This is a genomic window from Actinopolyspora mortivallis, assembly GCF_003001495.1.
Classification (GTDB): domain Bacteria; phylum Actinomycetota; class Actinomycetes; order Mycobacteriales; family Pseudonocardiaceae; genus Actinopolyspora; species Actinopolyspora mortivallis_A.
On sequence record NZ_PVSR01000024.1, the window covers coordinates 1 to 11745 of the forward strand.

Annotated in this window: 8 protein-coding genes; 6 read left to right on the forward strand and 2 right to left on the reverse strand. The window is 67.2% G+C overall.

What is annotated here, in order from left to right:
- The first annotated feature begins 30 nt into the window (after positions 1-30).
- Positions 31-1158, forward strand: a complete 1128-nt coding sequence (locus CEP50_RS13310; RefSeq protein ID WP_258175220.1) for a glycosyltransferase family 4 protein — start codon at positions 31-33, stop codon at positions 1156-1158.
- Between the two features lie 216 nt (positions 1159-1374).
- Entirely contained in the window at positions 1375-2034 is a 660-nt protein-coding gene (locus tag CEP50_RS13315) for a response regulator transcription factor (RefSeq protein WP_106114278.1), read from the forward strand.
- Positions 2035-2073: 39 nt separating this feature from the next.
- Here CEP50_RS13315 and CEP50_RS13320 read toward each other — a convergent pair whose 3' ends face one another.
- A complete protein-coding gene (locus CEP50_RS13320; protein ID WP_106114279.1) occupies positions 2074-2907 on the reverse strand; it encodes an alpha/beta fold hydrolase in 834 nt (277 codons plus the stop codon).
- Between the two features lie 89 nt (positions 2908-2996).
- The gene (locus tag CEP50_RS13325; RefSeq protein ID WP_258175215.1) at positions 2997-4862 is read right to left on the reverse strand and encodes a glycoside hydrolase family 2 protein; all 1866 of its coding nucleotides are present in this window, start codon (positions 4860-4862) and stop codon (positions 2997-2999) included.
- A 214-nt stretch (positions 4863-5076) separates the two neighbouring features.
- Here CEP50_RS13325 and CEP50_RS13330 point away from each other — a divergent pair, with 214 nt between their 5' ends.
- The 4 genes from CEP50_RS13330 to CEP50_RS13345 all read left to right on the forward strand — a co-directional run bounded on the left by CEP50_RS13330 (position 5077) and on the right by CEP50_RS13345 (position 11726).
- Positions 5077-6819 carry an AMP-binding protein gene (locus CEP50_RS13330; protein ID WP_181188379.1) on the forward strand — a complete coding sequence of 581 codons (1743 nt, stop codon included), beginning with the start codon at positions 5077-5079 and terminating at the stop codon, positions 6817-6819.
- Between the two features lie 817 nt (positions 6820-7636).
- Entirely contained in the window at positions 7637-9334 is a 1698-nt protein-coding gene (locus CEP50_RS13335; protein WP_106114281.1) for a glycine/sarcosine N-methyltransferase, read from the forward strand.
- 65 nt (positions 9335-9399) lie between these two features.
- Positions 9400-10593, forward strand: coding sequence for a methionine adenosyltransferase (gene metK / locus CEP50_RS13340; RefSeq protein ID WP_106114282.1), 1194 nt, complete (start codon positions 9400-9402; stop codon positions 10591-10593).
- A gap of 158 nt (positions 10594-10751) precedes the next feature.
- Positions 10752-11726, forward strand: coding sequence for a carbohydrate kinase family protein (locus CEP50_RS13345; protein WP_106114283.1), 975 nt, complete (start codon positions 10752-10754; stop codon positions 11724-11726).
- Positions 11727-11745 lie beyond the last annotated feature (19 nt).

Consider the following 11745-nt stretch of genomic DNA (forward strand, 5'->3'; position numbering starts at 1 on the left):
GGGCGGGGGAAGCGCGGACCGCGGGTGTTCATGGTCATCACACGCCTCGACGGGGGCGCGGGGGTCGTGGCGTTACGGTCGGCGGTGGAGCTGCTCGCGCGTTCCCACGCCGTGACCATCGTCGCCGGCGTCGAAGGCGGGCTGTTGGAACGGGCGCGTCGGGCGGGGGTGCCCACGGTGGTGGAGCCGAGTCTGTGCAGGCCGATCCGGCCGTGGCGGGATCTCACGGCGTTGTTCCGACTGACCCGCCTGTTCCTCCGGGAGAGGGTCGACGTCGTGCACACCCACACCGCCAAGGCCGGGGCGGTGGGAAGGCTGGCCGCCCGGTTGGCAGGGGTCCCTCGGGTGGTGCACACCTACCACGGCTTCCCGTTTCACCCCTTCCAACCGGGGTTCGTCCGGGAGAGTTACGTCCGGATCGAACGCCTGCTCGGTCCGCTCACCGACACCGTGCTCTGCGTGGGGAAGTCGGTCACCGCCGAGGCGGTGGAACGCGGGCTGGTGCCACCGGGCCGCGCCCGTACGGTCGGGGTGCCGGTTTCCCGTGAGGTGCCGTGCGCCGATGCCGTGACGAGGGCCCGAGCGCGGCGCGAACTGGGCGTCGCCGAACACGGACTGCTGGTCGGGGCGGTGGGACGGCTGACGTACCAGAAGGCCCCGGAGCACTTCGTGACCGCCTTACGGCTGCTCTCGGAGCGGCACGAGGTCCGCGGCGTGTGGGTGGGGGACGGGGAGCTTCGTGGCTCCGTGGCCGCGCTGGCGCGGAGAGAACTCGGGGACGGACTCCTGCTGACCGGTGAACGGGAGGACGTGCTGCGGTTGCTCCCCGCCTTCGACGTGTTCGTGCTGCCGAGCAGGTACGAGGGCCTGCCGTTGGCCCTGGTCGAGGCGATGTGGTGCGGGTTGCCCGTGGTGGCCACGGCGGTCAACGCGGTTCCCGACCTGGTCGTTCCGCCGGACACGGGGCTGTTGGTGCCGCCGGAACGTCCGGACGCCCTGGCCGCCGCTGTGTCGGAGCTGCTGGAGTCGCCCGTCCGGCGTGCCCGCACAGGGGAGGCTGCGCGCCGGCGGATCGACGAGCGTTTCGACCTGGCCGCGCACTGCGACGAGACGGAGCGCGCCTACCGCCTCGAACACGATGAACACCGAGCGAAGTGAATTATTCACTCATTGTGCAAGCTTTGTGGTGACCGTGTACAACTGGGGTATCGGATCGGCGAGTCCGGAGCGGATGCACCGAACGGAGGTTCGGGAGCCGTTCGCGAGTGTCCACCGGACAGGCCGAGCGCGTCCGGACTCGCGGCCCCGTGCGGGCACGGGCGAGGAATCCGTGCAGGGTGTGTCGCGCGGACGCCACGGCGACGAGGGGGGACAATGGCTCGGTTGGTGCTGGGCGATGATCACGCCGTTTTCGTGGACGCGTTGGTGACCGTGTTGCCCCAACGGGGAATCGAGGTGCTGGCCACGGCCGACACCATCGAGGGCACGGTGGGCGTGGTCCGGGACAACGCACCAGACGTGTGCCTGGTGGAGCGGTTCTTCGTCGACGGGGACTCCCTGGACTTCCTGCACGAGATCATGGCGGCCGGAGGGCCCCACATGCGGGTGGTGCTGCTCACGGCGGATCGTGAGCCGGCGGCGGTCCGCCGTGCGATGCGGGCCGGCGCCGCGGGATACGTCAACAAGATGTGCGGGCTGACCGCCCTGGTGGAGGCGGTACGCAAGGTGTGTTCCGGACAACCGGTCACCAGACTGCCCGCCCTGGCGCAGCGCAGGATCTGCGGTGAGGACAGGGGAAGGGGGGCACCGTTGGAGGAACTCACCCCCCGCGAACACGAATGTCTGCGGCTGCTGGCCACGGGGGCGCACACTGCCAACATGGCCCGTTCCCTGGGCATCTCCACCGCCACGGTACGCAGCCACGTACAGGGCTTGCTGACCAAGCTGGGGGTCCACTCCCGACTGGAGGCGGTGACACTGGCCATCCGGCACAGTCTTCTCGACAGCGGCGACGCTGCCGAGCGACAGCGGTGACACCGTCCCCGGAAACACGGGAGCCTGGCCGGGCTCGGCTCAGCGGTGGCCGCCGATGTGGTCGAGCAACAGCTCGTTGACCCGTTCCGGAGCCTCTTCGGACATCCAGTGGGAGACCCCGGGCAGCACCTCGAAGCGGTATTCGCCGGTCACGTAGGAGGCCGTCGCCTCGGCGGCCCTGGCCCCCACGGCGGCGTCCTCGGTGCTCCACACGTAGAGGGTGGGGACGGTGATCCTTCCCACGGCTCCGGCGTGCCGCATGGCGCGGTACCAGTTCAGCGCCGCGGTGAGCGCGCCCGGCTCCCGCATCCGGTCGAGGTAGCTCGTCACGTGCTCGGCGGGAACGCGCTGCTCGAAGAACTGTTCGAGACGTTGTGCGCCCTCGGCCAACAGGGTGCGCTCGGCGTCCTCGGAGCGGAAGAGCCGCATGTAGGCGGATCGGCGCTGTTGGTCCGGGTCGTGCGTGATCGCCTGCCCGAAGGCCTCAGGATGGGGGACGGACAGCGCGGACAACGTCCGTATCCGATCCGGTGCCGCGGCGGCGGTGGCCCAGGCCACCGCTGATCCCCAGTCATGACCGACCAGGTCGAAACGTTCCCACTCCAGCCGGTCGGCCATCGCCAGCACGTCGCCGACGAGTTCCTCCATCCGGTACGCCTCCACCCCCTCGGGACGCACACCGGGGGAATAGCCCCGTTGGTCGGGCGCGACCGCGTGGTAGCCCGCCCCGCCGAGAGCCGCGAGCTGGCTCCGCCACTGCAGAGCCGACTGGGGGAAACCGTGCAGCAGCAGCACGCCCTGAGCGGCGGGCGGCCCCGCCTGCAACGCGTCGAACTTGCCCGCCGCGGTGGGAATCGTCACGTGGTCCGGCACACGGCCACCATACGCGCGATCCGCGACCGAGATCCAGAACCCGGCTCACGCGAACGGGGAAACGGAGCACCGGTTGCGTCCCACTCCGGTCACGGGGCCGCCGTGCCGGTCTCGATCACGGCCTCGTTGACCCGTTCGACCCGCTCCACGAGCGGTTTGACGACCCGTCTGTCGTAGGTCATCAGGCCGTTGACCTCGTTCTCCACGTCGGAGAGCTGGGTGTGGACCGCTGCCGAGAGACCTCCGCGTTCGATCGCGTCGATCAGGGAGCGTCCGAGTTCCTCGTACCGGCGGGTGAGTCCCTCCCGCGTGTCGACCATCTCGTAGGCATGCGGGTCTCCCGGCCACAGGTGCCCCGGTACGAGCAGACCGAGACCGCCGTACTCGCCGTCCACGGCGGCGCGCTCGGCGGTGGCTTCCGGTGTTCCCGGACCCACGTAGGTGTGGTCGTCGTAGATGTCACCCGCGCCGGTGTCCGGCAGGGACGAGCAGCAGTTCACGCCGCTGGAGGCGTTCACCAACCTGCTCGGGTCCAGGTCTCGGACCTCGTCCGCGACGCGGGCGGTGTCGAACTCGCCCCATCCCTCGTTGAACGGGACCCAGGTCACCAGCGAGGTCACACTGTCCAGCTGGTCGACGATCGTGGTCATCTCCCGTTCGAAGGCCCTGGCGGCCTCCGGGCTGGGAGGGCCGTTGGTTCCGCCGCTGTCCGAGTCCAGGGAGGGTATGTCCTGCCAGACCAGAACTCCCGTCCTGTCGGCCCAGTAGTACCACCTCTTCGGGGCCACCTTGGTGTGTTTGCGCACCATGTTGAACCCCATCCGGCGGGTCTGGACGAGGTCGTGACGCAGCGCCTCGTCCGTGGGAGGGGTGTGCAGACCGTCCGGCCAGAAACCCTGGTCGAGCAGGCCCTGCTGGAACAGGATCCGGCCGTTGAGCGCCATGCGCTGTCGCCCCCGGGAGTCGGTGACCAGCTCGATCGAACGCATGCCCGCGTAACTGTCCACGCGGTCCAGCTCCCGCCCGTCCGGTCCCAGCAGCCGCACGGTCAGTCCGTAGAGGTACGGATCACCCGGGCTCCACGGGCGGGGGTCGGGCACGGGTGCCCGTACGGGTTTCCCGGCCGGCGTGCGGGTGCGTGACACCACCGCACCGTCCGGACGGGTGACCACGGTCTCCACGGCGGAGGCGTTCCCACCCCGGATCTCGGGGGTCATCCGGAAGCTCTCGTCCTCCAGGCGGGGAGTGATGTTCAACTCCGCCAGATGGGTGGGTGAGACCGGTTCGAGCCAGACGGTGCGCCAGATACCCGAGGACCCCGTGTAGAAGATCCCGCCGGGTCGGTCCCGTTGTTTGCCGAGCGGATAGGCCCCCCGTTCGTTGGTGTCGGTGACCGCCACGGTCAGCCGCTGGTTCCCCCGGGGACGCAGTGCTTCGGTCACGTCGAGGGTGAACGAGGTGAACCCTCCCTCGTGAGTGCCCAGCCGGCTGCCGTTGACCCACACCGTCGCCCGCTGGTCCACCGCGCCGAAGTGCAACAACACCCGGTCCTGTCCCCAACCGGGGGGAACGCGGAACTCCCTCCGGTAGAGCATGTGGTCGTCGTGCCTGCTGACCCCGGACAGCGCGGACTCCACCGGGTAGGGGACCAGGATCCGTTCGGCAAGGCGCTGCCGCCGATCCGGCGGGGTGTCGCCGCCCGCGTATCTCCACTCCCCGTTGAGGTTCCTCCAGCGGGGACGCCTCAGCTGCGGACGGGGGTACTCCGGCAGTGCGTTGTCCGGACCGACCCGTTCGGTCCACGGGGTGCTCAGGGGCGGCCGTTCCGGACGCCACCCCTCCTCCGGGGGAGTGGCCGTCGCCGGCGTGGCACAGAGCACGAGGACACCGGCCAGGGCCACTCCACCGGCGGTCCGCAGGGGATGGCGAAGACATCTCGGCCGCGACGACAGCATGGGGCCTCCTTCGAGGTCGCCGGCGAGCACCGACGGACTGTCGGACACCAGCGGTCGACATTAGTGACCGAGAACACGGGTGAGGTCAACGCGCCGCCCCGGTGGTTGACCCGGGGGGAGGAACGCTGTGGCCCCGAAGGGGTGAGGCGGTTAGCTTGTGAGATCCCCCGCACGTGCCGTGGCGGGAGAACACGACAGTGGAGAGTGATCGAGGATGACGGAGAGCACAGCCTCCGGACGGACGTCGTGGTCCGAGCGACCGGAGGAGGGCACCGCGACCGAGCAGTTCCGCTCAGCCCGGGACTTCCTGCTCCGCAACGCGGAGGACTACGAGGCGGCACGCGCTGGGTTCCGCTGGCCCGAACCGAGGTACTTCAACTGGGCGCTGGACTGGTTCGACACCATAGGCGGCGAGGTGGACCGGACGGCGCTCTGGATCACCCGTCCGGGAGGCGACTCCGAGCGGGTCTCCTACGCGGAGCTGACCGCGCGGTCGAACCGGGTGGCCAACTGGTTGCGCGGACTCGGGGTGAGCCGTGGGGACCGGCTGCTGCTCATGCTCGACAACCGCGCGGAACTCTGGGAGACCCTGCTGGCCGCGATGAAGCTGGGGGCGGTGACGATTCCGGCCACCCCCTTGCTGGGCCCGGAGGAGTTGGGGGACCGCCTCGACCGGGGAAGGGTCCGGTACGTGGTGACCTCCGTCGAACACGTTCCCAAGTTCGCCGGGATCGGTGGGGAGTACACCGGTATATCCGTGGGTGGGACACGGCCCGGTTGGTGGGACTACGCCGAGAGCGCGAGCGCTTCGTCCGAGTTCGTTCCCCGGGGCAGAACCCGTGCCGAGGATCCGCTGCTGATCTACTTCACCTCGGGAACCACCGCGCTGCCCAAACTCGTCGAGCACACCCACCTCTCCTATCCGGTGGGGCATCTGAGCACCATGTACTGGATAGGGCTGCGGCCCGGTGACGTGCACCTCAACATTTCCTCTCCCGGCTGGGCCAAGCACGCCTGGAGCTGCCTGTTCGCCCCCTTCAACGCGGCGGCGACCGTGTTCGTGCACGGTTACGAGCGGTTCGATCCCGAGCGGCTGCTGGACGAGATGTCCCGGTGTGGTGTGACCAGCTTCTGCGCTCCCCCGACGGTCTGGCGCATGCTCATCCAGTGTGATCTCGGACGAGTGGCCGACCCACCGCGACGAGTGGTCAGTGCGGGGGAACCGTTGAATCCCGAAGTGATCGACCGTGTCTCCGAGGAGTGGTCGGTGACGATCCGTGACGGGTTCGGGCAGACCGAGAGCAGCGTCCAGATCGCCAACACCCCGGGACAGCCCGTCCGTCCGGGGGCGATGGGACGGCCCCTTCCCGGGTTCGACGTGGTGCTGGTGGACCCCGTCACGGGGGACCCCTCCGACGAGGGGGAGATCTGTCTGGCGCTCGACCCCCGACCGGTGGGGCTGATGAGCGGTTACTCCGAGGAGGGCAAAACCGCCGAGGTGATGCGGGACGGCTACTACCACACCGGGGACGTCGGTCGGCGGGACGCGGACGGCTACATCACCTATGTGGGACGCACCGACGACGTGTTCAAGGCCTCCGACTACCGCATCTCGCCGTTCGAGCTGGAGAGCGTGCTGTTGCGGCATCCCGCCGTGGCCGAGGCCGCCGTGGTCCCCGCTCCGGATCCGGTGCGGTCGGCCGTGCCGAAGGCCTACGTGGTGCCGGCGCCCGGATACGCCGCCGACCGGGACACGGCGCTGAGTGTGCTGCGTCACGCGCGTCGGCACCTGGCGCCCTACCAGAGGATCCGCAGGCTGCAGTTCGCCGAGCTTCCCAAGACGATCTCGGGCAAGATCCGCCGCGTGGAGTTGCGCAACAAGGAACAGGGTCGTGTCCACGAGGACGCGGTCGTCGAGGAGTTCCGCGAAGAGGAATTCGGCGAGCTGACGGGGTGAGATTCCTTCCGTTCCCCGTTCCGTTCCGGTTCGGGGAACGCTTCGCTCGTTCGGACCAGCGGGCCGAAATCCTGAATGCCGCACAATCGATTATGCGGATTGTCGACAATAATAAAGTAGAAAAGAATCAGGGGATCGTGGAGGTGCGGAGCTAGGGGAGACGGAGGGCCTCTCCGGGGTTCTGCGGCCCGCGAAGGGGCGCTGAGCTGCGAAAAGAGGTTTCGGTTCGACTGGGGGTGGGGTGTCTCACCGTCATCGGAGCACGAGCGTAACATCCGTGCACTCTCCTGCGATGGAACGGGCAGAAGCGAATACGGAATGCGGAGATTCCCCTCGCCGGGGCCTCGGGTTCGTCCGATCGCACGCTTGCGCCTCGCGTGGTTTTCGTGTTATACGCTGCGCACGCGTATTGTACGTCAAGTGCGGATCGAGCGCCTTTGTCAGATCGTGACCCGCGAGGCGAAAGAGCGAATCTCTCCAGGTGAGAGCGGATTTTTTCACGGTGGGTGATCGCGTGAATCATGCGATCCTACTATTTTTATGATTAGGGTCACAGCTATTTGCTGTTGCATTTTTCGTGAATGCGCCTAAGTTGGGTTCTCGGCGTACGGAATCTGCGTCGGGATCGGACGGCAAAGGTGCCGACCGAGTGTGCTGATCGGTGTCAGTGCGCGGCCCGTCAGGCGGCTGCCCGCATCGGTCCGGCGTGCCCCTTGTGTGAGGTGACCCGGCGCGCCCGTGAAAGCTCGGGGCGGCGAAATTCGCCGCGGTTCCGAGCGGTGCAGTGGCGCTTGACCAACGCGAGTGGGAGCTGAGTATGACCAAGAGCGTGGACGATCTTGCCCGTGGTGACCAGGAAGGGGACGATCAGGACCCGGTGTACCGCGAGCAGCAGGCGTTCGGCGACAATCCGTTGGAAGTACGCGACACTGATCACTACACGCATGAGTACGTCGGCGGTTTTGTCGACAAGTGGGATGATTTGATCGACTGGAAGAAGCGCTACGAAAGCGAAGGAAGCTTCTTCATCGATCAGTTGCGCGCACGCGGTGTCAAGACCGTGCTGGACGCTGCGACGGGAACCGGTTTTCACTCGGTTCGACTTCTCGAGGAGGGGTTCGAGACCGTCAGTGCCGACGGAAGCCCGCAGATGCTGGCCAAGGCCTTCAGTAACGGACTGGCCTACGGTGGTTACATCCTGCGTGTGGTCAACGCCGACTGGCGTTGGCTCAACCGGGACGTGCACGGCGAGTACGACGCGATCATCTGCCTGGGCAACTCCTTCACTCACCTGTTTTCGGAGCGGGACCGCCGCAAGACCCTGGCCGAGTTCTACGCGATGCTCAAGCACGACGGTGTCTTGATCATCGACCAGCGGAACTACGACTCGATTCTGGACAACGGGTTCTCCAGCAAGCACACCTATTACTACGCTGGTGAGGACGTTTCCGCGGAGCCAGACTACATCGACGACGGTCTGGCGCGGTTCAAGTACACATTCCCGGACAAGTCCGAATTCTTCCTCAACATGTATCCGCTGCGGAAGGACTACATGCGGCGGCTCATGCGTGAGGTCGGTTTCCAGCGGATTGACACCTACGGTGACTTCCAGGAAACTTACGGTGAGAACGAGCCGGACTTCTACATTCACATAGCGGAGAAGAGCTACCGCACCGAGGACGAGTTCATCGACATGTATTCGAGTGCGGTACACACCGCACGCGACTACTACAACTCGGAGGACGCGGACAACTTCTACTACCACGTCTGGGGCGGCAACGACATCCACGTCGGCCTCTACCAGACCCCGCAGGAGGACATCGCCACCGCCAGCGAGCGCACCGTCCAGCGGATGGCGGACAAGGTGGAGATCAACTCCTCGACCAGGGTTCTGGACCTGGGAGCCGGTTACGGCGGGGCCGCCCGCTACCTGGCCAGGACCTACGGGTGCCACGTCACCTGCCTCAACCTCAGCGAGGTCGAGAACCAGCGCAACCGTGAGATCACCAGGGCCGAGGGCCTCGAGCACCTGATCGAGGTGGCGGACGGCTCCTTCGAGGACATCCCCTACCAGGACAACGCCTTCGACATCGTCTGGTCGCAGGACTCCTTCCTGCACAGCGGTGACCGTGGCAGGGTTCTGGAAGAGGTCGTCAGGGTTCTCAAGCCGAAGGGTTCGGTGCTGTTCACCGACCCGATGGCCGCGGACTCGGCGAACAAGAACGACCTCGGTCCCATCCTGGACCGGTTGCACCTGGACTCGCTCGGATCGCCCGGTTTCTACCGCAAGGAGCTGGCGCGGCTGGGGCTGCAGAACATCGAGTTCGAGGACCTCAGCGAGTATCTGCCCGTCCACTACGGCCGGGTGCTGGAAGTGTTGGAGAGTCGGGAGAAGGAACTCGCCGAGTTCATCGGTGAAGAGTACCGGACCCACATGAAGACCGGGCTGCGCAACTGGGTGCAGGCCGGCAATGGCGGGAGCCTGGCCTGGGGCATCATCCACGCCAGGGCATGACAGCCGTCGCGTACGAAGAACGTTCGAAGCAATCAGCAGTGAGGTGAAGTTCAGCCGTGACTGAGATGAACCGCAGGTTGTTCACCAGTGAGTCCGTGACCGAGGGCCACCCGGACAAGATGGCCGACTCGATCAGCGACGCCATCCTGGACGCGATGCTGGCCCAGGACCCCCGCTCCCGCGTGGCGATGGAGACCATGATCACCACCGGCCAGGTGCACCTCGCCGGCGAGGTCACCACCGAGGCCGACGTGGACCTCCCCGCCATCGTGCGGGAGAAGATCCTGGAGATCGGCTACGACAACTCGGCCAAGGGCTTCGACGGCAACACCTGCGGCATCAACGTCTCCATCGACGCGCAGTCCCCGGACATCGGGCAGGGCGTCGACACCGCCCACGAGACCCGCGTCGAGGGTGCCATCGACGAGATCGCCCAGCAGGGCGCCGGTGACCAGGGGCTGATGTTCGGCTACGCCTCGAACGAGACCGACGAGCTGATGCCGCTGCCGATCGCCCTGGCCCACCGCATGTCGCGCAGGCTGACCAGGGTCCGCAAGGAGGGCGTGCTGCCCTACCTGCGTGCGGACGGCAAGACCCAGGTCACGGTCGAGTACGCGGGGGACCAGCCGGTCAAGCTGGACACCGCCGTGCTGTCCACGCAGCACGCCGAGGACATCGACCTCGACGCGATGCTGGCCCCCGACATCCGCCAGCACGTCATCAACCCCGAGATCGAGCGGGTCGGACTGGACACCACGGACCTGCGCCTGTTGGTGAATCCGACGGGTCGGTTCGTCACGGGTGGTCCGATGGGGGACTGTGGTCTGACGGGTCGTAAGATCATCGTGGACACCTACGGGGGTATGGCCCGGCACGGTGGTGGCGCGTTCTCGGGTAAGGACCCGTCGAAGGTGGACCGTTCGGCGGCGTATGCGACCCGGTGGGTGGCCAAGAACGCGGTGGCCGCGGGGTTGGCCAGCCGGATCGAGGTGCAGACGGCCTATGCGATCGGGAAGGCCGCGCCGGTGGGTCTGTTCGTGGAGACCTTCGGTACGGAGAACGTGGATCCGGTCAAGATCCAGGCGGCGATCAACGAGGTGTTCGATCTGCGTCCGGCGGCGATCACGCGGGATCTGGACCTGTTGCGGCCGATCTACGCGCCGACGGCGGCCTACGGGCACTTCGGGCGTACGGACGTGGACCTGCCCTGGGAACGCACCAACCGTGTCGAGGCCCTGAAGAACGCCGCGGGCCTCTGACAGCCGAACACGCGACGTGACGTGTCGTCGACGCCGCGGGGCGCGGTTCTCCCGCGCCCCGCGGCGTGGCGAGCAACACCAGGTTCTTTCCGTCCCCCACATGACCGCCGGCCGGTGACGGGCCACCGACATCGGCCTTGGTGAAGGAGTTTTTCGCAGTGCAAATCGCGGTGACCGGTTCTATCGCCACCGACCACCTGATGTCTTTCCCCGGCAAGATCGCCGATCAGCTCATCGCGGACCGGCTCGACCAGGTCTCCCTGTCGTTCCTCGTCGACGAACTCGAGGTGCGCAGGGGCGGTGTCGCGGGCAATATCGTGTTCGGGCTCGGCCAGCTCGGTGTGAAGTCGCTGTTGGTGGGCGCGGTCGGCGAGGACTTCGCCGAGTACCGCGCGCTGCTGGAGCGCTACGGTGTCGACACCAGCGCGGTGCACACCTCCAAGACCGCCCACACCGCTCGGTTCACCTGCACCACCGACGAGGTGCAGAACCAGATCGCCTCGTTCTACCCCGGGGCGATGTCGGAGGCCCGTGAGATCGAGCTCAAGCCGATCTCCGACCGCGTCGGTGGGCTGGACCTCGTGGTCGTCTCGGCCAACGACCCCGAGGCGATGCTGCGACACAGCCAGGAGTGCCGTGAGCGCGGCTACCAGTTCGTGGCCGACCCGGGCCAGCAGCTCGCCCGGATGGACGGCCCGCAGATCCGTAAGCTGGTGGAGGGGGCCAAGTACCTGTTCACCAACGAGTACGAGCACAGCCTGCTGCTGCAGACCACCGGCATGGCCCACGAGGAGGTGCTGCAGCAGGTCGGCATGTGGGTCACCTCACTGGGCGAGAACGGAGTGCGTGTCGAGTCCGCCTCGGCACCGACGATCGAGATCGCTCCGGTCAAGCCCAAGCAGGTCGGCGACCCCACCGGCGTCGGCGACGCGCTCCGTGCGGGCTTCCTCGCGGGACTGGCCAACGGGCTGGAACTCGAGCGTTCCATCCAGCTCGGATGCACCCTGGCGACCACGTCCCTGGAAACCGACGGGCCGCAGGAATACGAGGTGGACAAGGGATCGTTCGTGGCCAGGTTCGCCGAGGCGTACGGCGACCAGGCCGCCAGTGAGATCGAGTCCGTGCTTCGCTGAAGCGTTCGGAAGGCAGCGT

Coding starts and splice junctions, on each gene's coding strand:
- CEP50_RS13310 (WP_258175220.1), top strand. CDS start 31: ATGGTCATCACACGCCTCGACGGGGGCGCGGGGGTCGTGGCGTTACGG.
- CEP50_RS13315 (WP_106114278.1), top strand. CDS start 1,375: ATGGCTCGGTTGGTGCTGGGCGATGATCACGCCGTTTTCGTGGACGCG.
- CEP50_RS13325 (WP_258175215.1), bottom strand. CDS start 4,862: ATGCTGTCGTCGCGGCCGAGATGTCTTCGCCATCCCCTGCGGACCGCC.
- CEP50_RS13330 (WP_181188379.1), top strand. CDS start 5,077: ATGACGGAGAGCACAGCCTCCGGACGGACGTCGTGGTCCGAGCGACCG.
- CEP50_RS13335 (WP_106114281.1), top strand. CDS start 7,637: ATGACCAAGAGCGTGGACGATCTTGCCCGTGGTGACCAGGAAGGGGAC.
- metK (WP_106114282.1), top strand. CDS start 9,400: ATGAACCGCAGGTTGTTCACCAGTGAGTCCGTGACCGAGGGCCACCCG.